21 protein-coding genes are annotated in these 25,022 nt (G+C 43.5%); 16 read left to right on the forward strand and 5 right to left on the reverse strand.

What is annotated here, in order from left to right; all coding sequences use genetic code 11:
* Positions 1 to 91: 91 nt before the first annotated feature.
* Complete coding sequence (locus tag CHI10_RS21695) at positions 92 to 1,072, reverse strand: metal-dependent hydrolase (protein WP_095246221.1); 981 nt, start codon at positions 1,070 to 1,072, stop codon at positions 92 to 94.
* A gap of 200 nt (positions 1,073 to 1,272) precedes the next feature.
* Here CHI10_RS21695 and mutY point away from each other — a divergent pair, with 200 nt between their 5' ends.
* Entirely contained in the window at positions 1,273 to 2,367 is a 1,095-nt protein-coding gene (gene mutY / locus CHI10_RS21700) for an A/G-specific adenine glycosylase (RefSeq protein ID WP_095246222.1), read from the forward strand.
* 33 nt (positions 2,368 to 2,400) lie between these two features.
* Here mutY and CHI10_RS21705 read toward each other — a convergent pair whose 3' ends face one another.
* Positions 2,401 to 2,625 (reverse strand): hypothetical protein, encoded by a 225-nt coding sequence (locus CHI10_RS21705; RefSeq protein ID WP_095246223.1) that lies wholly within the window; start codon positions 2,623 to 2,625, stop codon positions 2,401 to 2,403.
* A 388-nt stretch (positions 2,626 to 3,013) separates the two neighbouring features.
* Between CHI10_RS21705 and fabL the strand changes: the two genes are divergently transcribed.
* The 10 genes from fabL (at position 3,014) to nikC (ending at position 13,409) form a co-directional block, all read left to right on the forward strand.
* Positions 3,014 to 3,763 (forward strand): enoyl-[acyl-carrier-protein] reductase FabL, encoded by a 750-nt coding sequence (gene fabL / locus CHI10_RS21710; RefSeq protein ID WP_095246224.1) that lies wholly within the window; start codon positions 3,014 to 3,016, stop codon positions 3,761 to 3,763.
* An 85-nt stretch (positions 3,764 to 3,848) separates the two neighbouring features.
* On the forward strand, positions 3,849 to 4,040 hold the full coding sequence (locus CHI10_RS21715; RefSeq protein ID WP_095246225.1) for a gamma-type small acid-soluble spore protein: 192 nt from the start codon (positions 3,849 to 3,851) through the stop codon (positions 4,038 to 4,040).
* Between the two features lie 189 nt (positions 4,041 to 4,229).
* Positions 4,230 to 4,481, forward strand: coding sequence for a YgaB family protein (locus tag CHI10_RS21720; protein WP_035333110.1), 252 nt, complete (start codon positions 4,230 to 4,232; stop codon positions 4,479 to 4,481).
* A 288-nt stretch (positions 4,482 to 4,769) separates the two neighbouring features.
* The gene (ntdP, locus tag CHI10_RS21725) at positions 4,770 to 5,300 is read left to right on the forward strand and encodes a nucleoside tri-diphosphate phosphatase (RefSeq protein WP_095246226.1); all 531 of its coding nucleotides are present in this window, start codon (positions 4,770 to 4,772) and stop codon (positions 5,298 to 5,300) included.
* Between the two features lie 203 nt (positions 5,301 to 5,503).
* Positions 5,504 to 7,252 carry an ABC transporter ATP-binding protein gene (locus CHI10_RS21730; RefSeq protein ID WP_095246227.1) on the forward strand — a complete coding sequence of 583 codons (1,749 nt, stop codon included), beginning with the start codon at positions 5,504 to 5,506 and terminating at the stop codon, positions 7,250 to 7,252.
* Positions 7,253 to 7,572: 320 nt separating this feature from the next.
* The gene (locus tag CHI10_RS21735) at positions 7,573 to 8,589 is read left to right on the forward strand and encodes an ABC transporter ATP-binding protein (RefSeq protein WP_095246228.1); all 1,017 of its coding nucleotides are present in this window, start codon (positions 7,573 to 7,575) and stop codon (positions 8,587 to 8,589) included.
* Complete coding sequence (locus tag CHI10_RS21740) at positions 8,564 to 9,532, forward strand: ABC transporter ATP-binding protein (RefSeq protein ID WP_095246229.1); 969 nt, start codon at positions 8,564 to 8,566, stop codon at positions 9,530 to 9,532. Before CHI10_RS21735 ends, CHI10_RS21740 begins: the two co-directional genes overlap by 26 nt.
* A gap of 75 nt (positions 9,533 to 9,607) precedes the next feature.
* The gene (locus CHI10_RS21745; RefSeq protein ID WP_095246230.1) at positions 9,608 to 11,218 is read left to right on the forward strand and encodes an ABC transporter substrate-binding protein; all 1,611 of its coding nucleotides are present in this window, start codon (positions 9,608 to 9,610) and stop codon (positions 11,216 to 11,218) included.
* Between the two features lie 271 nt (positions 11,219 to 11,489).
* On the forward strand, positions 11,490 to 12,494 hold the full coding sequence (locus tag CHI10_RS21750; protein WP_095246240.1) for an ABC transporter permease: 1,005 nt from the start codon (positions 11,490 to 11,492) through the stop codon (positions 12,492 to 12,494).
* A 54-nt stretch (positions 12,495 to 12,548) separates the two neighbouring features.
* On the forward strand, positions 12,549 to 13,409 hold the full coding sequence (gene nikC, locus CHI10_RS21755; RefSeq protein WP_095246239.1) for a nickel transporter permease: 861 nt from the start codon (positions 12,549 to 12,551) through the stop codon (positions 13,407 to 13,409).
* A gap of 61 nt (positions 13,410 to 13,470) precedes the next feature.
* Here nikC and CHI10_RS21760 read toward each other — a convergent pair whose 3' ends face one another.
* The 3 genes from CHI10_RS21760 to CHI10_RS21770 all read right to left on the reverse strand — a co-directional run bounded on the left by CHI10_RS21760 (position 13,471) and on the right by CHI10_RS21770 (position 20,981).
* The gene (locus CHI10_RS21760) at positions 13,471 to 14,550 is read right to left on the reverse strand and encodes an FUSC family protein (protein ID WP_095246231.1); all 1,080 of its coding nucleotides are present in this window, start codon (positions 14,548 to 14,550) and stop codon (positions 13,471 to 13,473) included.
* Between the two features lie 253 nt (positions 14,551 to 14,803).
* Positions 14,804 to 19,276: a glutamate synthase-related protein gene (locus CHI10_RS21765; protein WP_095246232.1), complete on the reverse strand. Its 4,473-nt coding sequence runs from the start codon at positions 19,274 to 19,276 to the stop codon at positions 14,804 to 14,806.
* Between the two features lie 409 nt (positions 19,277 to 19,685).
* Positions 19,686 to 20,981: a glutamate-1-semialdehyde 2,1-aminomutase gene (locus CHI10_RS21770; RefSeq protein ID WP_095246233.1), complete on the reverse strand. Its 1,296-nt coding sequence runs from the start codon at positions 20,979 to 20,981 to the stop codon at positions 19,686 to 19,688.
* 193 nt (positions 20,982 to 21,174) lie between these two features.
* Here CHI10_RS21770 and CHI10_RS21775 point away from each other — a divergent pair, with 193 nt between their 5' ends.
* The 5 genes from CHI10_RS21775 to bcp all read left to right on the forward strand — a co-directional run bounded on the left by CHI10_RS21775 (position 21,175) and on the right by bcp (position 24,885).
* A complete protein-coding gene (locus CHI10_RS21775) occupies positions 21,175 to 22,182 on the forward strand; it encodes an ABC transporter ATP-binding protein (protein ID WP_095246234.1) in 1,008 nt (335 codons plus the stop codon).
* A 33-nt stretch (positions 22,183 to 22,215) separates the two neighbouring features.
* The gene (locus CHI10_RS21780; RefSeq protein WP_095246235.1) at positions 22,216 to 23,007 is read left to right on the forward strand and encodes an ABC transporter permease; all 792 of its coding nucleotides are present in this window, start codon (positions 22,216 to 22,218) and stop codon (positions 23,005 to 23,007) included.
* Between the two features lie 3 nt (positions 23,008 to 23,010).
* Positions 23,011 to 23,796: an ABC transporter permease gene (locus CHI10_RS21785; protein ID WP_095246236.1), complete on the forward strand. Its 786-nt coding sequence runs from the start codon at positions 23,011 to 23,013 to the stop codon at positions 23,794 to 23,796.
* A gap of 125 nt (positions 23,797 to 23,921) precedes the next feature.
* The gene (locus tag CHI10_RS21790; RefSeq protein WP_095246237.1) at positions 23,922 to 24,335 is read left to right on the forward strand and encodes a potassium channel family protein; all 414 of its coding nucleotides are present in this window, start codon (positions 23,922 to 23,924) and stop codon (positions 24,333 to 24,335) included.
* 73 nt (positions 24,336 to 24,408) lie between these two features.
* Positions 24,409 to 24,885 carry a thioredoxin-dependent thiol peroxidase gene (gene bcp / locus CHI10_RS21795; RefSeq protein ID WP_095246238.1) on the forward strand — a complete coding sequence of 159 codons (477 nt, stop codon included), beginning with the start codon at positions 24,409 to 24,411 and terminating at the stop codon, positions 24,883 to 24,885.
* Positions 24,886 to 25,022: the final 137 nt, after the last annotated feature.

Consider the following 25,022-nt stretch of genomic DNA (forward strand, 5'->3'; position numbering starts at 1 on the left):
AGGCCCGCAGGATGCGGGTCATGCAGACGTTGCCACAAGACGTGGTGTTCTTAGTCTGCGTTCCTTCGTGTGCAAGGCGCTTGCGCTTTTCTTATCCCGGAAGAATATCCAGTTTTTTTCGAAGCTTTTCCTTGCTGAAAATCCAGCCTGTATAGGATGATTGAATGTTTAAATCCCGATCGAGCTGAACCACGGCTACAAATGGATAATGTCCATTGCTCCGGTAGCGGAGGTCAATAAAGCGAACTTCATAATAATCATCATATTCATCCACTTCCCAGCGGTAAACCGGTGAGAAGGACAGGAAGGCAGATAGGTTTTTATCTTTCTTCGCAGCTTCTATAACAGGTGTCTCAGGAACGGGAACGCGATTAAATTGATCGAGAATTCTCACATGGTTTTTAACAGCACGCCCGACGAAAAATTGCTGCCTGCTCATAACCGCCACACGCCACTGATTAAACCTCATCGTTGGGGCAATAATGATTTCAGTTGCATCCGGTATCATAACCTTTACGGCATTTAAGACACTTCTCTGGGCTGCAAACCGCAGAAGATAATAAACGAAAATAATGCCATAAATGATTAGAAATGTATAACCGGGATGAGCCCCAAATGCCCAGATGAATAATCCTGCGACATGAATCCCGAAAATGAACGGGTCAAATGTGTTGATAATCCCCAGTGCTACCCATTTAGATGAAAAGGGCCGGAGTGCCTGTGTTCCATATGCATTGAATATGTCTACAAAAACATGCAGGAATACAGCCAAAAAAGTCCATAGCCATAAGTGCAGCAGATCCGCAGACGGAAAAAACGGATAAACCACAGCAAGTATGACAAGCGGCCATAGCAGGACGGCCGGTATGGAGTGGGTAATTCCCCTGTGATTGCGAATATAAACGGCATTATTTCTTAGTTTTAAGACAGTATCGATATCAGGTATTTGAGAACCGACGATGGCACCAATCATGACACTTGTTGCTGTAGCAGAACTCTCCGCAACAACGGGATCAAGAGTGGCTATGCCGCCAAGCGCCAGCCCCATCACTACATGTGTGCCGGTATCCAAGAGGAAATACCTCCTTCCCTGGTAACAAATCTTGTACGGAGTACCTAATTTACTTAAAGTGTAACAGCAAAATTCTTGTATTAACAACTGAATATGGGTACCTTTAAAGGTGTTGCAAACTTAAGGCAAAATGTTAAACAGCGACCGTACTAATATATTCCCATATTTTCCGATTGTTTAACATCAGGAGGATTAAAAAATTGAAAGAAGTTAGTCAAAATACAATCGAATCAACCGATATAAAAGGTTTTCAAGATGATTTGCTCAGCTGGTTCGAAGCGGAGCAAAGGGATTTGCCCTGGAGAAAGGATCAGGATCCGTACAAAGTCTGGGTTTCTGAAATCATGCTTCAGCAGACGCGGGTGGACACCGTAATCCCCTATTTTCACCGTTTTATTGAACAGTTTCCAACCATCAAGGATCTTTCTGAAGCAGACGAAGAGAAGGTATTAAAAGCCTGGGAAGGTCTGGGGTATTATTCACGGGCAAGAAATCTTCAGGCTGCTGTCCGGGAGGTTCATGAAAAATATGGCGGAAAAGTTCCGGATACGCCAAAAGAGATCTCGTCCCTAAAAGGAGTGGGACCCTATACGGCAGGGGCCATTCTCAGTATAGCGTATGGAGTACCCGAACCGGCTGTGGATGGCAATGTAATGCGTGTCCTGTCGCGAATCCTCTCCATCTGGGAAGATATTGCTAAGCCATCTTCCAGGAAAATATTTGAGTCTTCCGTTCGAACATTAATTTCACATGAAAACCCGTCCCATTTCAACCAGGCGCTGATGGAGCTTGGCGCATTAATATGTACACCAACCTCTCCTTCCTGTTTATTATGCCCGGTGAGAGAACATTGTACTGCGTTTTATGAAGGGACTCAGCAGGATCTGCCCGTAAAAACAAAAACCAAAAAGCAAAAAAATGTGCAATTAGCAGCAGCTGTCCTTATCGATGATCAAGACAGAGTGCTAATACACAAAAGACCTGGCAAAGGCCTGCTTGCTAATCTCTGGGAATTTCCCATGACAGAGATCAACATTGCTTATGTAAGCGACAAAGAGCAGATGAAGGATGCGTTCAGCACCCAATATGGCGCCAATGTAGATATTCAGGAAATGACGGGTCAGATCGAACACGTTTTTTCCCATTTGACATGGAACATTAATGTGTATAAAGGGAAATTATTAGAACTCAAAGAGGAAAAAAATGATTTGAAATTAGTCACACATGAAGAGATGAAGGAATTTCCTTTTCCGGTATCCCATCAGAAAATCTGGAAGCAATACTTGGAAAGCTGAACATAGAAAAAGGGGAACAATCCCCTTTTTCCATTACTCATAGCTAACCCGGGTTCCATGAGTATAATCGGCTTCCTGCCTTTTCAGGCCGCCGCGGTTTTCTATTTCTTCAACAATCTCCCTATGAATCGTCTGGCCCTCAGCATTTAAATAAGGCATGATCTGCTGAAATGAATGATGGTAAAAAGCAAGCTCACTGTCCTTCCAGTCCGATTTTGACATCATCGAAAGCTCTGTCATATCACGTCCGACAAACATATGCCATCTTCCTTTCCTCAATTGGATTACAGATAGTGTTTTAATTCGAATTGCCATCTATACATGGAAAAAGCTAAAATGAATTCTGTAAGTATTTTTACTTGGACTATTCCCTTAAGTTTGTTGCCGTACAACCAATAAAGTTTAGCACGCAGAGTTGATTGGAGCGGAGGACACTTGACTCCTGCGGGAGGAGAGGGAAGGGAGAGACCCCACAGGCGAAGCCGAGGAGGCTCTCATTCCTCCCCGCGGAAAGCAAGTGTCCGCAGCGGAAATCAACGGACGTAATTATTAGCTGCAACAAACTAGAGAGAACAGTATAATTTTTAAATTCCCGAAATAAAAACCCTTAAACAACAGAAATACATAACAGAAAGGAAATTGAATCATGACACAAAAAGTAGCACTGGTAACAGGAAGCAGCAGAGGAATTGGAAAGGCAACAGCCATCAGGCTTGCCAAAGAAGGCTATGACATTGTCATCAATTACGCACGCAGCAAATCGGCCGCAAATGAAACAGCAGCCGAAATTGAGGCGCTTGGCAGAAAAGCCCTGGTTGTCAAAGCAAACGTGGGGGATGTAGAGAAAATTAAAGGCCTGTTCGCTGAGATTGACCGTGAATTTGGAAGGCTCGATGTGTTTGTTAACAATGCAGCTTCCGGGGTTCTGCGTCCGGTTATGGAACTGGAAGAATCTCATTGGGACTGGACGATGAACATTAACAGCAAAGCCCTGCTTTTCTGCGGTCAGGAAGCTGCAAAGCTAATGGAGAAAAGCGGCGGCGGAAAAATTGTTAGCATCAGCTCGCTGGGATCGATCCGCTATCTGGAAAACTATACGACTGTAGGAGTTTCCAAGGCAGCATTGGAAGCATTGACACGCTATCTGGCTGTTGAACTGGCTCCTAAGAATATCACCGTAAACGCTGTTTCAGGCGGTGCAGTAGATACAGAAGCTTTAAAACATTTCCCTAACCGTGCAGAGCTTCTCGAAGAAGCAAAAACGAAAACACCTGCAGGACGAATGGTTGAAATTGAAGATATGGTGAATACAGTAATGTTTTTATTAGGTGAGGAATCCAGCATGATCCGCGGCCAGACGATTATTGTGGATGGCGGCATTTCTCTGCTTGTTTAATTAAATATGGATATTTTTGGTTTTTAAAAAAGTTGGATAGTTTCCTCCGCTCCCGGTTAAATTAATGAGCGTGGAGGTGATTATAATGGCTAAACAACCAAACAAATCTCAAGCTGGAACTAACGTTCAAGAAGTGAGACAACAAAACGCACAATCTGCTGGCCAAGGCCAATACGGTACTGAATTTGCCAGCGAAACAAATGCTGCTGAAGTAAGACAGCAAAACCAGCAGGCTGAAGCTCGCAAAGGTCAAAATGCAGGCAAACAAAGCCGCTAATTACATCTAAAGAAAGAAGTCGCCTTTTAAATGGAAAGGGCGGCTTCTTTTATTGTCTGGATCGTCCCATGTATTTTTCTCTTTCCCTTCGACAAAACTTCCATAAAGTCAACATAACTAGTCAAAGGGTTAAAAAAAGGTACAGCGAAATTATAGAATAGGAAAAATAACGGGGACGGTGGAACAAACATGGAGAACTTTAACAGTTTAGTTTCAGAACAGATGAAAACGATGGAAAAGCTTCTTTATCTGCAGAGTGAGCTGGAGCGCTGCCAGGAGATTGAAGAGGAATTAAAAGCCATTCAGCAGGAAACAGAGCTTGAAAGCGTGCAGTATGAAATTGCCAGAATGAAGGAAGAGCTCAAACAAATTCATCGTATCTTTGAGGAACAGACCGAAGAGGTCATCCGCTCCTATCAGAAAGTAAATGTAACCGTCTAAAGATAAATTCCCTATAATCTTTTGTTGTCTTCAATACCTATAAAATAAGCTATTATATCCTTTTTTTACAGCCGTTGATACATTTCAATGGCTCTTTGTTTTAAAAATTTCCTTTTACCGTTATAATAGTAGAAAACAGGAATCGTACTTTGTTGCCTTTTTCTTTTGGATATTATTGAGTCATGCTGTGCAGTATGCGCTTAGCATGAAGGGGAGGAAGCCTATTAAAGGCGCCAAAAAAGTATTATCAGGTTGCAAAGCTTCCGGAAGGAAAGTAGGGGAAAAAGAATGGCGGTACCCATCGAAGGCGAACCAATGCAAATACACAGCTATAAACATAATGGGCATATCCACCGCGTCTGGGAGGAAACAACCGTATTAAAAGGGACACAAAATCTGGTGATTGGCGGAAATGACCGGACAATCGTAACAGAATCTGACGGAAGAACATGGGTGACGAGAGAGCCAGCGATTTGTTATTTTCATTCTCAGCACTGGTTTAATGTGATTGGAATGATTCGGGAAGATGGTGTTTATTATTACTGTAATATCAGTTCCCCATTTATTTGTGATGGAGAAGCGTTAAAGTATATTGATTATGATCTCGATATTAAAGTATATCCGGACATGACATTCAACTTGCTTGATGAAGATGAGTATGAACGGCACCGTCAGGAAATGAACTATCCCGATGTGATTGACAGCATCCTTAAATCAAATGTGGACAACCTCATCCATTGGATCCGTCAGAGAAAAGGTCCTTTTGCACCCGATTTTATTGATATATGGTATGAACGTTATCTTACTTACAGACGCTAAAAAAGGGCTGAATGCCGAAAAAACGCCTGTTGGACCTTGGGTCAGCAGGTTTTTATTTTTGTCCAGCGCAAGCAGCCTGCCCCCTCGAGGTCACAAATGTCGGGGGTGGGCAAGGCGCTTGCGCTTTTCGTGCATGATTGCCGGGTTTCGGGGTAAGTTTAAAAAAATAACAGGGAATGAGACAGAGAGGGGGAGCGATCCGGTTGGACAGTATAAAAAGATATTTGAAATTCGTTAAGCCGTATCGGCTTCAGATTATCGGAACCATTATCATTGGCATCATTAAATTTGCCATACCGCTTTTGATTCCGCTTCTGATTAAGTATGTAATAGATGATATTATTGGCAATGATGCTTTGAGTCAGAGCGATAAGAACAGCACACTGTTAATGGTTATGGCTGTGATGATTGCTTTATTTGTCATCGCCCGTCCGCCAATTGAGTATTACCGACAATACTTTGCCCAGTGGGTGGCAAGCAAAATTCTATATGACATCCGGGATAAGCTTTTTACCCACATTCAAAAATTAAGCTTCCGATTTTATGCAAATACCAGAACAGGGGAAGTGATCTCAAGGGTCATAAATGATGTTGAGCAAACCAAAACATTCGTCGTAACCGGTTTAATGAATTTATGGCTTGATGTGGCAACTATTTTAATTGCCGTTGTCATTATGCTGAATATGGACGTTACGCTGACGATTGTGTCACTGCTGTTATTTCCATTTTATGCTTTTTCAGTCAAGTACTTTTTTGGGAACCTCAGAAAGCTGACAAGGGCCCGTTCACAGGCTCTTGCAGAGGTGCAGGGTTATCTTCATGAACGTGTTCAGGGGATGGCAGTTGTTAAAAGCTTTGCCATTGAGGATTATGAGCAAACCCAATTTGATGCGCAAAATAAGAATTTCCTGACAAAAGCGATTGACCATACGAAGTGGAATGCAAAAGCATTTGCAGTAGTTAACACCATTACAGATATTTCACCGCTTTTAGTCATTGGATATTCGGGATACCAGGTTATCCAGGGAGATATTTCCCTCGGTGTCATGATGGCATTTGTCGCTTATATAGATAGATTGTACGGACCGCTTAGAAGACTTGTTAACTCTTCAACCACCTTAACCCAATCAATCGCATCCATGGACCGGGTATTTGAGTTAATAGATGAGAAATACGATATTGACGATTCACCTGATGCCATCCAATGCCGGGATGTTAAAGGGCATATCCAATTTGAAGAAGTGAGCTTTTCCTACAATGAGAATGAGCCTCCGGTATTGAAGGAAATAAATCTCGATGTAACAACAGGGGAAACGATTGCCCTTGTAGGGATGAGCGGAGGAGGAAAGTCCTCTCTGGTAGGGCTGATTCCTCGTTTTTACGATGTGAATGAAGGCAGAATTCTGCTTGACGGCACTGATATCCGTTCGTTTAAAGTTAGGAGCCTTCGCGATAAAATCGGGATGGTGCTTCAGGATAATATTTTGTTCAGTGAATCGGTCAAAACTAACATTCTGCTCGGAAAACCCGATGCCACTGAAGAGGAAGTAGTCGATGCTGCCAAGGCTGCAAATGCCCACGAATTTATTATGAATTTACCTGAAGGCTATGATACCAAGGTTGGCGAGCGCGGTGTGAAACTGTCGGGAGGACAGAAGCAGCGAATTGCCATTGCGAGAATCTTTTTGAAAAATCCGCCGATCCTTGTGCTAGATGAAGCCACTTCAGCCCTTGATCTGGAGAGTGAACATCTGATACAGGAAGCATTGGAAAAATTGGCTAAAGACCGCACGACTTTTATCGTGGCCCATCGACTTTCCACCATCACACATGCAGATAGAATTATTCTGATAGAGCATGGTGAAATTTCTGAAGCGGGAAGCCATGACGAATTAATGAAAAAACAAGGGAATTATTATAAGCTTTTTCAAGTTCAGCAGCTTGAAAATTAGATTTAAAGCCGGCTCTATTACAGGGCCGGCTTTATTTGTGTGCTTTTTTATAGCAATGCGTTAAATTACTATAGTGTTAAAACAGCTTCCGGCAATTAACGGTCATTAATCTCCATCTTTTTCATAATTATTAGTAGGATATTACTTATAAATCCATATTTAAAAATATATAATGTTTACTATATTTAAATAATTTAGAAAAATGAGTAGACTTAACCAATCTTTTTTTATAGAATGAAAAAAAGATAGTGACCTAAGGTCCAAAATTGTTAAAAATGTCCCATTTCATAGAAAAGGACGATCAGGAAAGGAGTATCCGTGTGAATCAAGCTCCAGTTTTAGATGTAAAACAGCTAAGGACATCCTTTTTCTCTTCAGATGGAGAAGTTCCGGCTGTGGATGATATCAGCTTCTCCGTCAACAAGGGTGAAATTCTGGGGATAGTAGGAGAATCAGGCTGCGGGAAGAGTGTTACATCTCTATCCATTATGAAGCTGATTCCACAGCCCCCGGGAAAAATTGTTGGCGGTGAAATTCTTTTAGATGGAGAAGATCTCGTTAAAGCATCAGAAAAAAGAATGCGTGAAATAAGGGGAAATGAAGTGGCTATGATTTTTCAGGAGCCGATGACTTCATTGAATCCGTTATTTACAATAGGAGATCAGCTGACAGAAGGAATTAGATTACATAAGAAATTAAATAAGAAGGCTGCAATCCAGCAGGCTGTAGAAATGCTTAAGCTTGTTGGCCTGCCAAGGGCAGAGCAGATAGTAAAGGAATATCCCCACCAGCTGTCAGGGGGAATGAGGCAGAGGGTAATGATTGCTATGGCTTTGTCCTGCCATCCCCGGCTTCTGATTGCTGATGAGCCGACAACTGCTTTGGACGTGACCATCCAGGCACAGATATTATCCCTTATGAAAGATCTTAATGAAAAGCTCGACACAGCTATAGTCATGATAACGCATGACCTCGGGGTAGTAGCGGAAGTATGTGAGAGGGTAATTGTCATGTATGCCGGGAAAATAGTGGAGGAAGCTCCTGTAGAAGAGATATTCAAAAATCCCAAGCACCCTTATACCCAGGGACTTCTGCAATCAGTGCCTGATGTAAGAGAGAAAAAGGAGCGATTATATTCCATTCCGGGAAATGTCCCAAAACCGGGCTCCATCAAGATTGGATGCCGTTTTGCAGCGCGCTGTGAATTTGTCCATGACCGATGCATGACGGAAAGTCCTCCGCTATACAATGCCAATAATGCAGAACAGCATACAGTGCGCTGTTTCCTGCATGAGTCTGGGGGTGTCATTGATGACCGAAGTGCTGTTGGAAGTTAATCAGTTAAAGAAATATTTCCCTGTAACAGGCGGCCTGTTTGGAAGAAAACAGGGTGATGTGAAAGCGGTTGATGATATCACCTTCTTCGTTAACAAAGGGGAAACGCTTGGCCTTGTAGGCGAATCTGGCTGCGGCAAATCAACCACAGGAAGAATGCTGATGCGCCTGATTGAACCGACAGAGGGGAAAGTGGTTTTTGAAGGCAAGGATCTGACTTCCCTAAACTCAAGCCAAATGCGCAAGATGAGAAAGGAAATGCAGATGGTATTCCAGGATCCGTTTGCGTCGTTAAATCCCCGCCATACTGTTGAGCAGATTTTGGAGGAGCCTCTCATTGTCCATGGCATCGGGAACAAAGAAGAGCGTAAACAGCGGGTAAGGGAGATGCTTGAGGTTGTCGGCCTCAGCAGCTACCATGCCAAACGCTATCCGCACCAATTCAGCGGAGGCCAAAGGCAGAGGATAGGAATCGCAAGAGCATTGATGACCAAGCCTAAGCTGATCATTGCAGATGAACCTGTTTCAGCACTTGATGTATCCATTCAATCACAGGTGCTCAACCTGCTGGAAGATCTTCAAAAAGAGTTTCAGCTGACGTATATATTCATTGCCCATGATCTCGGGGTAGTTAAACATATCAGTGATAGAGTTGGTGTTATGTATCTTGGAAGATTAGTAGAGATCACAACCTCTGACCAGCTCTACGATAAGCCACTGCATCCTTACACAAAGGCATTGCTTGGTGCAGTTCCCATTCCTGACCCGACATTAAAGAAAGACAGGGAATTATTAACCGGGGACATTCCAAGCCCGCAGAATCCGCCAGCTGGATGTGCATTCCATACTAGATGTAATGAATGCATGGAAATCTGCAAAACAGATAGGCCGCAGCTGAAGGAAATTGAACCGGGTCACTTTGCAGCCTGCCATCTCTATAGCTGAACTATAGAGGCAGAACTGCATGGATGATAAATATGTAAACAGCCGATACCGGCAAAAGAAAAAAGGGGGAAAACAATGAAGAAGCGCAATGGCATTTGGTTCCTGATTGCAGCTTTGTTACTGTCACTGGCTCTTGCCGGCTGCAGCAGCAACTCAAGCAGCGGAACGAAAGACGAAAAGGATAAAGAGAAAGGTACAGATACAGAAGAAGCGTCATCAGGCGGCACATTAGTATTTGGCCGCGGCGGTGATTCTACTTCACTTGATCCCGCTATTACAACAGAAGGCGAATCTTTTAAAGTTACAAAAAACATCTATGAAACTCTGATTGAATTTGGTGAGCAGGATACAGAAATTCAGGCTGGCCTTGCTACTGAATGGGATACAAGTGAAGACGGGCTAAAGCATACTCTAAAGCTTCGTGAAGGCGTGAAATTCCACGATGGAACTGATTTCAATGCCGAAGCAGTTGTCTTCAACTTTGAAAGATGGAAAGCAGGAAGCGCTGAACAGTTCTATTACTATAACTCTCAGTTTGGGGATAAAATCTCTGAAGTGAAAGCTGTAGATGATTACACAGTTGAGTTTACTTTAAACAAGCCAATTGCACCATTCTTAAAGAACCTTGCAATGTCTCCATTTGGAATTGCAAGCCCGGCAGCGATTGAAAAGCATGGAGAAAAATTCCTTCACAATCCGGTGGGAACAGGTCCATTTGTATTTAAAGAATACAAAGCAAACGACCGCATCACTCTTGTGAAAAACGAAGAATACTGGCAGGAAGGCCTTCCAAAGCTGGATGAAGTTATCTTCCGTGTCATCCCTGAAAACTCTGCTCGTCTGAACGCCCTTGCTACAGGCGAAGTCGACTTAATCGATGGTGTTAACTTCAGTGATGTTGGCCAAATCGAAGGAAATCCGGATCTTCAAACGTTTGAACGTCCATCATTAAACGTAGCTTACCTTGGATTGACAAGCACACGTGGACCATTAAAAGATAAAAAAGTCCGCCAGGCATTGAACTATGCAGTTGATAAGCAAGCTCTTATTGATGCATTCTATGCCGGTGCAGCTGAGCCTGCGAAAAACCCAATGCCTTCAGTTGTAGCGGGTTACAATGATGATGTTAAGGATTATGAGTATGACCCTGAGAAGGCTAAAGAACTTTTAAAAGAAGCAGGATATGAAGATGGTTTTGAAATGGAGCTATGGGCAATGCCGGTTCCTAGACCATATATGCCGGATGGACAAAAAGTGGCTGAAGCACTTCAAGCCAACTTTGATGCAATCGGCGTAAAAGCAAAGATTGTAACGTATGAGTGGGGTACTTACCTGGATAAAGCCAAGAATGGTGAAGCTGATACATTCCTATTAGGATGGACTGGCGATAATGGGGATGCTGATAACTTCCTGTATGTTCTTCTAGATCAGGACAGCATCGGTTCCAACAACTACTCTTATTACGAAAACCCTGAAGTGCATGAACTGCTTGTAAAAGCTCAGGCAAGTGCAGACCAGGCAGAGCGTGAAAAACTTTACAAAGAGGCTCAGATTCTGATCAAAGAAGATGCTCCGTGGATTCCGCTTGTTCACTCAAGACCAATCCTTGCGGGTAAAGCTGATATCACTGGCTTCAAGCCGCATCCAACAGGTTCTGATTTACTGGCAACTGTAGAATTTAAATAAGCTGCTTTACAAGTGACATAAGTATACTTCTTATATTTCAAGGAAAAGGGAGTACAGTTCTGTAGCTCCCTTTTCTACATAGAAATATTATAAATTATGAAACTTTGAATCTCGATAACTGTCTAGCTCCAGCGCCTACCCCCTCGAGGTCACAAGCCCATCCCCCTAAAAAGGCAAAAAACGCCTTTCCAGGAGGCTCGTCTTGTGCTTGTCGGGGGTGACCAAGGCGCTTGCGCTTTTCTTAACTACCTTCAAGAGAGGTGAGATGGCAATGCTGTCCTACACACTTAAACGTCTGTTATCCCTAATACCCGTTCTGCTGGGGCTTTCCCTGATCGTCTTTTTTATGATACGGGCAATACCGGGTAATCCGGCACAGATTATCCTGGGACAATTGGCAACAAAAGAAGCAGTAGAGGAATTAACGAAGCAGCTGGGGCTGGATCAGCCTTGGTACCTTCAATATTTTACATATCTAGGCGGGCTTATTACGGGGGATCTTGGAGAATCACTCCGGACTAAAACGGAAATAAGCCAGGAAATTTGGCCGTATCTGGCTGCAACAATTGAACTTACATTCGTTGCCATGTTAATTGCTGTTTTTATCGGTGTGAATGCCGGTATCATCAGTGCCTGGTATCAGAATTCATGGTTTGATTATGTGGCAATGGTGCTGGCGCTTATTGGCGTTTCCATGCCAATCTTCTGGCTCGGCTTGATGGAGCAGTGGGCATTTGCCATTAAACTGGACTGGCTGCCTACATCGGGTAGGGAAGAAGTAAGAAATCCGATTGAAGCCATTACGAACATTTATATGATTGATACTCTCCTGCAGGGAAGGATGGATCAATTCTGGGATGTCATCAGACACCTGATTCTGCCGGCATTTGCCCTGGCAACCATCCCAATGGCAATCATTGCGAGAATTACCCGTTCTACGATGCTTGAGGTAATGAGATCCGATTTTGTCAGAACAGCGAGGGCCAAAGGCTTGAGAATGTTCTGGGTCGTTTATAAGCACTCATTAAAGAATGCCATCATTCCAGTTCTTACAATTATCGGTCTTCAAATGGGATTATTGCTGGGAGGCGCCATTTTAACGGAAACGATTTTCAGCTGGCCTGGAATCGGACGATATATTTATGAGGCTATCAACTATCGGGACTATCCTGTTATCCAGTCAGGCATACTTATCATTGCATTTATCTTTGTCATGATCAATCTGGTGGTGGACTTGCTGTATGCAGCAATTGACCCGCGGATTAAATATAATTAAGGAGGGGGAACAGACTTGGAACTTTCAACACAAAAAGATCTTCAGCCGCCTATTATGCCTGCTGAAGAAAAAGCGGTTTCCCCCTGGGTGGAAGCATGGAGGAGCTTTAGAAAAAATAAACTGGCTTTAATCGGCACCATTATTGTATTATTTTTCGTTCTTCTTGCTGTATTTGCACCGCTTATTGCGCCGCAGGGAATTAATGAACAGATGCTCTCAAAAAGGCTTCAGGCTCCATCCAGTGAGCATTGGTTTGGAACAGATGACTTTGGCCGGGATATCTTTTCAAGGGTGGTTTACGGGGCAAGGATCTCATTATGGGTAGGTTTTCTGGCCGTAATCGGATCTATTGTAGTTGGATGCCTTTTAGGTGTTGTAGCAGGATATTATGGCAAATGGGTTGATACCATCATCTCCCGCATTTTTGATATCATGCTTGCTTTCCCAAGCATACTGCTGGCTATTGCGATTGTGGCTGTACTTGGTCCATCATTAAGAAATGCCCTGATTGCCATTGCGGTTATCAATATTCCCAACTTTGGCAGACTGATCCGTTCAAGGGTGCTGAGTGTCAAACAGGAGGAATATATTATGGCTGCAAAAGCGATTGGGATGAGCAACAGCCGTATTCTTTTCAGGCATGTACTGCCAAACAGTATGGCGCCAATCATTGTACAGGGAACACTTGCGATTGCAACAGCGATTATTGAGTGTGCTGCCCTTGGATTCCTTGGCCTTGGTGCAGAAGCTCCAAATCCTGAATGGGGGAAAATGCTCTCTGATGCGAAGGCCTATTTGATACAGGCTCCATGGACGATGATCTTCCCGGGACTTGCAATCATGCTTACAGTTCTCGGATTTAATTTAATGGGTGATGGATTAAGGGATGCACTTGATCCGCGTATGAAGAATTAACAAAAAAGCAGCTGACATCAGCTGCTTTTTCCTATGAATTAAGTTGAAAATATACCACAGTCTACCCGTCATTCTCCGGTATGGAAACCTCATTTTCTTCTTTATGATATGACTGAAAGCTGGATATAAGTTTATCCAGGTGCTCCACATGTTCATCGTAATCAACAATAGCTGATACAATCTGCATGATATGCGGGAGAATGGATTCTTCATCATGTTCATGTTCTTTTTGCTGAGCCAGAAAAAGGTTCACCAGTTCCTTTCTGCTCAGGCTGAAGTCGCCTTCCTCAAACACTACATTCGGACGAACTTTCCCGATAAACTTTAGCATAACGTGTTCATGATAATGGATAAGAATATCAAGCTGCTGCTGCACAGCATGCTGGAATTCTTCAGGCATTTGCTGCAGATCATTTTCAAAGCGATGAAGCTTTTTTAATGTTTCCAGCGAGCGTTTTACAGTGGAAATCATTTGGCGGTAAATGACGAGTTTCCTGGATTTAACCAGATCATTCCGTTTAAAATAATTTCTTTCCTCTTTATACATTAAGTAAAGCTGTTCAAGCTTAACATTGCTGTCTTTCATCTTATCAATATCGTTTTTCAGCAGTCTGTGTTCAGATGCATGGCGTATGGTAAGCCGGATCCATTTGGTAATTTCCTCTGTGTTATTGGATATTTTAAAATAAAGCTTGTTTTCGTACTTAGGCGGCAGAAATACAAGATTAACGATAAAAGCTGATAGTACCCCGAGCATAACGGTTGAGAATCGAATAAGAGCAAATTGCAGAAAGGTATCGCCCGGTGTCTCCATAATGACAATCAGGGTTACAAGTGACAGGCCAATTGTGTTTTCAATTTTAAGCTTAAGATTAATCGTGATAACAATAATTGCTGCCAGGCCTATGATAAAGACATGATTGCCGAATAAAAGCACAAAAATCACGGCAATTAATGCGCCGATTGCGTTCCCCTGGATCTGTTCCACAATAGAAAGATAAGATCTGTAAATGGTCGGCTGAACGGCAAAAATAGCGGCAATTCCTGCAAAGATAGGTGCAGGAAGCTGAAAGAGTTCTGATAATAATAGAGCTAGAATGATTGCGATTCCCGTCTTAAGTATGCGGGCGCCAAGTTTCATACAATGTATGTCCTTTCTTTCATAAAAATTGTTTTCATTGAAAAGCGATTTAACCGTAAAAGCAGTAATTATACATACTTTAAACGATTTTGCTCCTTGTTAAACAATATTGTACTATACAGGGATATGGAAAGAAGTTCAAGGGGCATTTTTATGAAATTAAGATTATAAATAAGTAAAAAAGTTAAGCGTGCCTTAAAGAAGACAAAAAGCCCCATCCGCAGAAACGGGTGGGGCTTGATTGTGCAGATAATCACTCTGTGGAAACAGAGGGGTCTGCCTGCTCTTTGACCGGAATAACTTGAACAAAGTGGTCTTCCGGATGATTAAGAAGGGAAGAAAGCTGGGAAACTTCTTCTGTCTGTCCCTGATCATTCAGCATGGCAATGTATTGGCCAAGCAGTTCTTTTACATCTTCCTTTCCTTTATCGGAAAGAGAAGTGACTGAAACTTTAGCTCCCTTGGCAATTCTGCGCTGGATAGCTTCTTTTGTTAAGCCCATTTCCGGCTGGTGTCTTAAATAAACAACACCGCCTGTCATTCCTGCGCAGATCCATGGACCGGCATCGCCAAGGACCAGGCCTCGGCCATTCGTCATATACTCAAAGGCAAACCCTTTAATATTGGCGTTAGAACCGATATTGCCGTATTCTTTTTCAGGCAGCGGCTTTTGCAGCTGGCCGCCGATAATCATATCCGCTCCGGATAATCTGATTCCGGCACGGGCGTCAGCATTTCCTTGAGCTACAAGCAAGCCTTCCTGTGCTCCATAGCCAAATCCTTTGCCAACAGAGCCATTATAGAACTTGCCATTCTTGCCTTTAGCTTTAAAGATTTTAATTTGTCCGCCGAACGAAGTTTTTCCGATGCCATCCTGTGCGCCTCCGGCAACTTCGATGTTGATGCCGAAGCTGTTGTAAGCTCCAAGGCCATTGCCCGGGATGGAACCGCCTTTGTATTTCAAATCAACTTGCGGAAGAGTTTTGTAAGAACCGTCGAGTCTGTTTCTTACACGGTGGCAGGAAACCCGGCTTCCCAATACGCGCTGCTCGGAAGTAACGCTTTGGAATTCACGTGACTGATCCAGTTCTTCTACACTTGCATCGAGATACTCTGCTCCAACAGCTACCTGTAGCTGGGCTTCCTGCAGGGCTTCAGGTGCTTCCTGGGGAGAGAATTGGCCGATGTCAAGTGTTTTCAGCAGGTGAGTCAGGTCAAGCTGATCCTGCCCCTTAATCTGTACAAGCAGATCAGAACGTCCTACTGCATCCTGCAGATTTTTTATGCCGACAGAAGCTGCCAATGCTTTCAGTTCTTCGCCAAAAGCAGTAAACAGGTTCATGATGCCTTTGACAGCAAGGTCGAATTGGCGCGGAACAAATCTTCTTAAGCCATGTTCCTTCGCCTGTGCCTCTGAATCTATTTGTGTGGCAATCCCAACATGGCAAGTATCAAGGTGACAGCCGCGGCATGTCGTACAGCCGATGGCAAGCATGGAAAGTGTACCAAAGCCTACACGGTTCGCACCGAGAAGCATAACCTTCAAAACGTCTGCAGCACTTTTGATGCCGCCATCAGCCCAAAGCTCCACATTATCGCGGATGCCTGCTTCGAGGAGGGCGTTGTGAGCTGCCTTTACACCAATTTCAACTGGAAGGCCAACATGCTGCAGGGCGTGAATTCTCGCTGCCCCTGTACCTCCGTCAAAACCGCTCAGTGTGATAATATCAGCTCCGGCTTTTGCAATCCCGACTGCAATGGTTCCGATATTCGGTACAACCGGCACCTTAACAGCAACCTTTGCTTTGTCATTGGCTGTCTTAAGCTCGTGAATCATCTGTGCCAAATCTTCAATCGAGTAGATATCATGGTTGTTGGAAGGTGAAATCAAATCCGATCCAATTGTGGCATTACGCGCCTCTGCAATTTTTGCCGTTACCTTGGATCCAGGAAGGTGACCGCCTTCACCAGGCTTTGCACCCTGCCCAATTTTGATTTCCAGCAGGTTGGATGAATTCAGGAGCTCGGCATTAACACCAAAGCGTCCTGATGCTACCTGCTGTCCGCGGGTCCGCGGATATTTTCCGAGCATATCCTTGATTTCTCCGCCTTCCCCATTCAGGCTGACCATGTTCAGCCTGTCAGCACCTTCTGCATAGGCTCTAAAGGCTGTTTCATTCTGAGAGCCAAAGGACATGGAGGAGATGATAAATGGCAGGTCATGCTCGCCCACATGCAAGCTGATATCTTCCGGATTTAGATCAGAAGCCGTTTCCTTAAATCCGGTTAAATGACGGATTGTTGTTGGATTCTGGTCTTCCTGTTCTGTGATTTTTTCCTTATATGCATTGTAGTCACCAGTTGAGGCAACTTCGCCGATTGCTTTCCAGATACGCGGGAAAAGGCTGAACGTTTTTCCGATCCGCTCTTTTTCATTCTGGTAATCTTCCGCTCTTGTAAAAGCGTCTTCCTTTAAAACACTGAAGCTGAATGAAAGTTCCTTTGATCCGAAGAAGTTGACAATATTCAGATATCCGGCTAATTCTTCATGAAGACCGATGGCAGAGAACAACCGGCCATAGCCTCTTAATTCATGAATCCCGATAGTGGAAATGACTTTTTCAAGTCCTTTATTCAGAGCTGAATATAAATTCTTCAGCGGTGTATCAGATTCGCCAAGAACCGTCATAAACATATAGTAAGGGCTTATAATATCAGCGCCTAAACCGAATGCGGTTATGATGTCATGAAGCGATCTGATTGAAGCTGACCGGAGCAGCAGGGAACATTCACGTCGCAATGCCTCCTTGACAAGAGCCTGATCAATCGCAGAGACGGCCAGGTGCGGATCAATCCAGTAAGAGTCCTCCTGGTGAGCATTGGCATCATCCAGTACAAGCAGGGTTTTGCCATTTTTGACCGCATCAACCGCTTCTGCTGCTAAACGGTCTAAAGCTTCTTTTACCGTTTCATCTTTCGTAAATGTGGAAGATAAATAAGATATCAGCTTTTGTTCCTGATAGAAGCCGGTTACCTGGTCATAGCTCGGCTGATTGAGTTCATCGGAACATTCAAAGCCTGCTTTGCCTTCTATTAAAATAGGAGTCTGCAATTCAATAACGGCCCCTTGCTCCTGTTTTTCAAATAACGAAGGACGCTGGCCGATAATCGTACGGGTTGAGAAATGCTCCGTTTCCCGGTCACGGTCAATGGCAGGGTTTGTAACGACAGCAACACTTTCCTTAATAAAATCTGCGATGTTTTTCCGCTGAGGATTCAGTGCTGCTAAAGGTGAATCGTGTCCAAGAGAACGGATTGGCTCCGCGCCTTTTTCAGCCATTTGCTCAACAAGCTGGACATGGTCTCTCTCCCAGCCGAATGCTTTATACTGCCCGTTATGAATCTTATCCGGGTAATTTACAGTAATGGTTTTTTCCAATTTTGGAGACTGCAGGCGAACCCTGAAATTTTCAGCGTTCACTCTTATTGAAAATCGGTTAAAAACTTCAGCCTGATAATGGCTGTGCTCGTAAACAGCCAGTGTATCACCGTCCCATTTCAGCCCAACCTTTTCACCTGGTGACAGCGGCTTAGGCTCATTAACATATTCGGAGGACGGGATGATTCCTGGTTCTGATGAGAACAGGTAGGAGCTTTCAGTTTCCAGCATCCACAGCGGGCGAAGGCCCAATGCATCGACACTGAACACTGCCTCATCAGCAAATCTGGAAATAATTCCTGCAGGTCCCTGGGCAAAATGTCCCCATGCTTCCCGGATATAGGCGTACATATCCTGAAGATGCTCAGGATATGACTTGATTTCATTCACGATAGGGGGGAACATGACGTCCATTGCTTCAAAAAGAGTATAGCCGTCACGGCAAATAAACGTTTCAAGCGTTCTGCTCAGATCCTGTGAGTCACTGCCGTCTTTAACCAGCGGAACGCCGACCATTTTGGCTTCATCCCTAAGCTTGGCAATGGTGTTGATTTCCCCGTTGTGTCCCAGCACGCTAAAAGGCTGCACACGGAAAAAGCTTGATAATGTGTTAGTTGAATAGCGGTTATGCCCAAGCGTCATGGTTGAAGCAACAAGGGGGCTTGACAGGTCGTGATAATATTTCGGAAGAATATCGCCGGCTCCCATAACTTTGTACACAGCATGATGCTGGCTAAGAGAGGCGACATGGACATGTTCGTCTTCTTCGAAACTAACTATTAATTCAAACAGTTTTTTTGAGAGCTCTGCACCATTCGATTCTGCTAAACAGGCAAACTGCCAGAATACTGGATTTTCCTGTATGGCAATCGGCCCTAAAGCTGAAGATTCAGTTACTTCGTCAGATGCATAAATAACCGTCAGATTAGCGTCAGCGAGTTTTTGCAGCAGGATCGTTTTCAGTAATTCAGTATCCTGCTTCCTGGACATAAATACATGTCCAACCACAAATCCATCTTTGTCTGTTGCGCCAGAATCGGCTCCCGCTTCCTTTAACTTTTCTTTCCACAGCTCTCTCGGGATATCAATATGGATCCCTACACCGTCCCCTTCTCCATTAATAAAACCGGCACGGTGATTCATCGTAACAAGCGCGTTGATGCAGCTGAAAATATTCTCGCGGGTTGGGACTTTCTTTTTCTCCATGGCAGAAACGATGCCGCAAGCATCATGCTCCTGGCGGTGAAACTCTTTAAAAAGTGAAGGACTCCATTGCTGTAATGTCATAAAATTCGGCTAAAAATAAGGCTGTGCCTTAAAGCCGTTCACCTCCTGCAAAATAGTAATCTATAAGTTTTTTTGTTTACGGGTTTTAAATGAGGGTATTGCAAAGTTATCTTTGGTTTGAAAGGTAAATGCATGGAGCATTTATTGAATGAATAGTTGGATAATTCGGGATATGCTTCAGGACATAATGTTCTTTATGCCAGCGAAATCCGCTCTTACACAAAAGATTTCTCCCATCATATCATATGAATTTTCAGAAATCAATTATTTATACAAAAAGTTGGATATGGTTTGGGAGTGGGAAAAGGCTTTTGTATAAATGAACCTCAGTATTGTAAACGTTTTCATTACTGGGAATAAAGAAAACGGAAGCATTTCTGCTCCCGTCGGTGTATAAATTAGTGAATATTTATTCGTCTTTTAATTGCTGAAATGCGTTTTGCACCGCATGAATGGTGGCTTGAATATCATCCTCTGTATGCGCGATTGTCATAAACCAGGCTTCATATTTCGAAGGAGCCAGGTTTATTCCCTGATTGAGCATCAGCTTGAAGAACTTTGCAAACATTTCTCCATCTGTATTTTCCGCCTGCTCATAATTCACTACTTTTTCTTCCGTAAAGTAGATGGTCAGGGCACCTTTTAATCGATTAATAGTAATTGGGATATTATGTTCTTCAGCTGCCTCGCTAATCCCTTTTTCAAGCATTTCTCCCAGTCTGTCCAGATATTCATAGACACCAGGCTGTTTTAAAACTTCGAGACAGGCAATTCCTGAAAGAATCGACGCCGGATTTCCAGCCATTGTACCAGCTTGGTAAGCTGGACCTAAAGGAGCTACTGTTTCCATAATTTCTTTCTTTCCGCCATAAGCACCGATTGGAAGGCCTCCTCCAATGATTTTCCCCATGGCTGTCAAGTCCGGTTTTACACCAAGCAGGTCCTGAGCACCGCCATACATAAAACGGAAAGCTGTGATGACTTCATCATAAATGACAAGCGCGCCGGCTGCATGTGTTAATTCGTTAACCTGCTCCAGGAACCCCGGTTTTGGTTCAACAATTCCGAAGTTGCCGACAATCGGTTCCACCAGTACAGCAGCTATCTGGTCGCCCCATTTTTCCAGCGCTTCCTTATATGGTTCGATTTCATTGAAAGGAACCGTGATCACTTCCTGGGCAATGCTCTTTGGAACTCCGGCAGAGTCAGGCGTTCCAAGTGTTGAAGGACCTGAACCTGCAGCAACCAGGACAAGATCGGAATGGCCGTGATAGCAGCCGGCAAACTTAATGATTTTGTCCCTTCCCGTATAGGCTCTTGCCACACGGATCGTTGTCATAACGGCTTCAGTACCTGAATTCACAAAACGGACTTTGTCCAAATTAGGCATTGCTTCTTTAAGCATCTCGGCGAATTTCACTTCATGTGGTGTCGGAGTTCCATATAATACTCCGCGCTCAGCAGCTGTTTTTATGGCTTCTGTAATATGCGGATGGGCATGTCCGGTAATGATGGGACCGTATGCAGCCAGGTAATCTATATATTGATTGCCGTCCACATCCCAGAAATAAGCGCCCTGTGCCCGTTCCATTGCGACCGGCGAGCCTCCGCCAACTGCTTTATAGGAGCGGGAAGGGCTGTTTACCCCGCCGACAATATGTTCTAAAGCTTGTTTATGCAGCCGTTCAGAATTAGTAAATTGCATGTTAATCCTCCTGATAAAATTCATTTATATGTACGTCATTATTTTAACATGTTTGGAAGAGGCTTCGTCCATTCCTAAGGGAAGGCGGATTATTCTGTATTTTAAAAATAGGTTTTGAAGCAATCTAGTTGTGAAGAAGGCGCTGTTTGTCTAAACTATTTCATTAGGGCATTAATTGGCAGGAGGAGTAAAAATGAATGATGCAATAACAGTCCGGAACTTAAAAAAGGAATTTAAATCTTATTCCAGCCGCTCCGGATTAAAGGGTGCTTTCCGTGATTTGCTTACAAGGAACTATAAGATTGTGCCAGCGGTAAACAACATCAGCTTTAATGTAAAGCAGGGCGAGATGGTTGGCTATATAGGTGAAAATGGAGCCGGGAAGTCAACGACCATAAAAATGCTGACAGGGATCCTGACCCCGACAAGCGGCGAAGTGATCGTGAATGGAATGAACCCTCATAAAGACCGTGAAAAATTCGTCAGCACGATTGGAGTTGTCTTCGGCCAGAGATCTCAGCTTTGGTGGGATATTGCTGTTCAGGAATCCTTCAGGCTGCTCAAGAAGGTATACAAAGTTTCTGATGAGCAATACGACAGCCATATGTCACATGTGATCAAAACCCTGGATATTGAGCCTTTGCTCGACAAGCCGGTCCGAAAGCTTTCACTCGGACAGAGAATGAGGTGTGAACTGGCAGCGGCACTCATCCACAATCCGCCGCTCTTGTTTCTGGATGAGCCGACTATCGGGCTTGATGTGCTTGTTAAATTGAAGATCCGAGAGTTTTTAAAAGAAATTAATGAAAAATATAATACAACCATTCTGCTGACTACTCATGATTTGTCGGATATTGAGGCGCTGTGCGAACGCGTAGTGATGCTCGACGAGGGGAAAATCATTTATGATGGAGCCTTAAAAAGCCTGAAGGAAAAATGGGGGGAAGGGAAGGAAATAGAATTCCAGTTCCTTGAAGACGTGACCCTGAACGACTTAAACCGAATAACGGCCTCATCGGAAGTGAAATGGGAAAAAGATGAGAAAAAAGCGATCTTTACAGCCTTTGCAGAGGATAATGATGAACTGATTTCCCTGCTGATTGCCAAGGTGGTTGCGGATTTGAAAGTGAAAGACATCAATATTAAAGAAACTTCAACAGAGGAAATCATAAGAAATATTTATGACCGGGGGATGTCTTAATGAAAGAATTTACTTTTACCCGGGGGTGTTCCTGTGGATAAATATATCGAAATGATTCGGATCCGTTTTTTGATGATGCTTGCCTACAGAACCAATTATTATACAGGTATTCTGATTTACAGCATTAATATTGGCGCTTACTATTTCTTGTGGAGTGCCATTTATGGAGAAAAAGATGCGATTGAGGGCATGTCTGTGATCCAGATGTCGACATATGTGGCTGTAGCCTGGATGGCCAGAGCGTTTTACTTTAATAATATAGACCGGGAAATGGCTGCTGAAATTAAAGAAGGAAAAGTAGCGGTGGAGCTGATCCGCCCATATAATTATCTGGGTATGAAAACGATGCAGGGACTGGGGGAAGGAATATTCCGTCTCTTCTTTTTCTCCGTTCCGGGCATGGTTATCGTCTCGTTCATTTTTCCGCTGCAATTTTCTGCGGATTGGACGACCTGGATTTTCTTTGCGGTATCGATTATATTAAGTTTTTTTATTAATACGCAAATTAATTTGCTGACAGGCATTACCACTTTCTTCTTATTTAATAACACAGGGCTTATCCGGGCAAAAAGAGTTGTGATTGATCTCTTTTCCGGTCTTCTGATTCCTATCAGCTTTTTTCCGTTATGGGCACAGGATGTACTGAAATATTTGCCCTTTCAGGGTATCAGCTATGTACCGAGCATGATTTTTACAAATAGTTTTTCGAATAATGAAGCCATCCAGGCGATTATTATGCAGGGGATCTGGGTTCTTATTCTGATCATCCCCATTCAGGTTCTGTGGATCATAGCGAAAAAACAGCTCATTATTCAAGGAGGGTGACACATGTTTTATATAGCGATTTTCTTTCAATATGTCGCCCAATATATGAAAACAAGAATGCAGTACCGTGCAGATTTATTTGTAGAGATTTTTTCAGATCTTCTTTTTCAGGCAGTCAATTTAATTTTTATCCTGGTCGTCTTTGGCCATACTAATCTGCTTGGCGGCTGGACGAGGGATGAAATCATCTTTATTTACGGTTTTTTCCTTGTGCCATATGCGCTGTTTTCATCGTTCTTTAATATTTGGGATTTTAATGAGAGATATATAGTAAAAGGGGAACTCGACAGGATATTAACCAGGCCGATCCATAGTTTGTTTCAAATCGTATTGGAACGGATGGAGCTTGAATCCCTTTTCGGAGCCGTAACAGGCATTGCTGTTATGATCTACGCCGGAAACAACCTTGGTTTAGGTATTTCCTGGACCGACCCGTTCTTGTTTTTCTTATTTGTGATAGGCGGAATGCTTGTGTATGGAGGCATCTTTGTCCTGATTGCCTGTATCAGCTTTTGGGCAGATGCCAGAACATCCATCATGCCGATGATGTATAACATCGGTAATTATGGAAGGTATCCGGTTGATATTTACAATAATGTTATACGCTTTGTCCTCACCTGGGTTCTTCCGTTTGCCTTTGTCGGTGTATATCCGGCGTCCTACTTCCTGGGGAAAGACGAATGGTTTTTGTACTCCTTTTTAACACCTGTAATCGGAATTGTATTTTTTAGCATTTCGATTGTGACCTGGAATTCAGGCGTTAAGCGATATCGGGGAGCGGGCAATTAGAACTGGGATATAATCCCGGTTTTTTTATTGGGCGAGTGCAGAAAGAGTTTCCGAGACAGGCTGTCATATGGGAAAGGCTATGAGCGTATAAATGAATTGGAAGGCATTTCGAAATGAGGTGCAGTATGGCTTTTTATTTATCGCTGATTTTAATCGTGCTGTGCATGATCATGAGTCTGCAGACTCTTTTTTCATCCGCCAAGATTAAGGGAAGATGGGTGTCTGTGGATAATTTCCTTTACCTCATAAGTTTATATGCAACGATTCTGATTGGATTTGGGCTGATATATATTTGGCTTGATTTACATGGGCTGGTGGTTTTGATGGACGGCACTGAATATATGGAAACCGGTTTCCTCGAGAGGCTGGAGACGGGTTTTTATTTTAGTGCGGTAACTCTTTTTTCTGTTGGGTATGGAGATGTCAGCCCTGTTGGGATAGGCAGGCTTATTGCCGTACTGGAAGCGTTAATCGGATATGTCATCCCGGCCGCATTCGTAGCCAGGGTAGTATTTGATGCAGGTGACCGTGCTTTATAATGATATCAGTTGTTTTTGACGGAAAAGTTGGATAGGCTTAGAGTAAGAAACCTATTCAACAGGAGGAATGAAAATGGCAATTGAAATCGGTAAACCGGCTCCGGATTTTGAGCTTGAGGCAAGCAATGGTGAAAGAGTAAAATTATCAGATTACCGCGGGAAAAATGTTGTTCTGTATTTTTACCCGAAAGACATGACACCTGGCTGCACAACTCAGGCATGTGATTTCAGGGACCAGCATCAGAATTTTGCAGAAGTGAACGCGGTCGTTTTAGGAGTAAGCCCTGATCCGCTCAGCCGGCATGAGAAATTCATTGAAAAGCACGGACTGCCTTTCCTGCTGCTTGCAGATGAAGACCATAATGCAGCAGAGACGTACGGTGTGTGGAGATTGAAAAAGAACTTCGGGAAAGAATATATGGGAATTGAGCGCTCAACCTTTATTATTGACCAGGAAGGCAAGCTCGTGAAGGAATGGCGCAAGGTAAAGGTCAAGGATCATGTCGAGGAGGCACTGGAGTATATTAAGGAAAATTTGACCCAGTCTTAAATGGGTTGCCTATTTTTTGCCGGAACAAGGCTTTTGTCCATTCCGAAGAACAAGTTTTGCATATCATTTTATTAGGGCATACCTCCTCAGATACTTTTTCGAAACGGACCTGAACAGGTTCGTTTTTTTTTATAAAG

The sequence above is a fragment of the Bacillus sp. 7894-2 genome (assembly GCF_002272225.1).
Lineage (GTDB): Bacteria > Bacillota > Bacilli > Bacillales > Cytobacillaceae > Cytobacillus.

What these genes read in the sequence shown, in the direction of transcription:
- CHI10_RS21705 (WP_095246223.1), bottom strand. Translation starts at nt 2,625, where the DNA reads ATGTTTGTCGGACGTGATATGACAGAGCTTTCGATGATGTCAAAATCG.
- fabL (WP_095246224.1), top strand. Translation starts at nt 3,014, where the DNA reads ATGACACAAAAAGTAGCACTGGTAACAGGAAGCAGCAGAGGAATTGGA.
- CHI10_RS21715 (WP_095246225.1), top strand. Translation starts at nt 3,849, where the DNA reads ATGGCTAAACAACCAAACAAATCTCAAGCTGGAACTAACGTTCAAGAA.
- CHI10_RS21720 (WP_035333110.1), top strand. Translation starts at nt 4,230, where the DNA reads ATGGAGAACTTTAACAGTTTAGTTTCAGAACAGATGAAAACGATGGAA.
- ntdP (WP_095246226.1), top strand. Translation starts at nt 4,770, where the DNA reads ATGGCGGTACCCATCGAAGGCGAACCAATGCAAATACACAGCTATAAA.
- CHI10_RS21740 (WP_095246229.1), top strand. Translation starts at nt 8,564, where the DNA reads ATGACCGAAGTGCTGTTGGAAGTTAATCAGTTAAAGAAATATTTCCCT.
- CHI10_RS21745 (WP_095246230.1), top strand. Translation starts at nt 9,608, where the DNA reads ATGAAGAAGCGCAATGGCATTTGGTTCCTGATTGCAGCTTTGTTACTG.
- CHI10_RS21750 (WP_095246240.1), top strand. Translation starts at nt 11,490, where the DNA reads ATGCTGTCCTACACACTTAAACGTCTGTTATCCCTAATACCCGTTCTG.
- nikC (WP_095246239.1), top strand. Translation starts at nt 12,549, where the DNA reads ATGCCTGCTGAAGAAAAAGCGGTTTCCCCCTGGGTGGAAGCATGGAGG.
- CHI10_RS21760 (WP_095246231.1), bottom strand. Translation starts at nt 14,550, where the DNA reads ATGAAACTTGGCGCCCGCATACTTAAGACGGGAATCGCAATCATTCTA.
- CHI10_RS21765 (WP_095246232.1), bottom strand. Translation starts at nt 19,276, where the DNA reads ATGACATTACAGCAATGGAGTCCTTCACTTTTTAAAGAGTTTCACCGC.
- CHI10_RS21770 (WP_095246233.1), bottom strand. Translation starts at nt 20,981, where the DNA reads ATGCAATTTACTAATTCTGAACGGCTGCATAAACAAGCTTTAGAACAT.
- CHI10_RS21775 (WP_095246234.1), top strand. Translation starts at nt 21,175, where the DNA reads ATGAATGATGCAATAACAGTCCGGAACTTAAAAAAGGAATTTAAATCT.
- CHI10_RS21785 (WP_095246236.1), top strand. Translation starts at nt 23,011, where the DNA reads ATGTTTTATATAGCGATTTTCTTTCAATATGTCGCCCAATATATGAAA.
- CHI10_RS21790 (WP_095246237.1), top strand. Translation starts at nt 23,922, where the DNA reads ATGGCTTTTTATTTATCGCTGATTTTAATCGTGCTGTGCATGATCATG.
- bcp (WP_095246238.1), top strand. Translation starts at nt 24,409, where the DNA reads ATGGCAATTGAAATCGGTAAACCGGCTCCGGATTTTGAGCTTGAGGCA.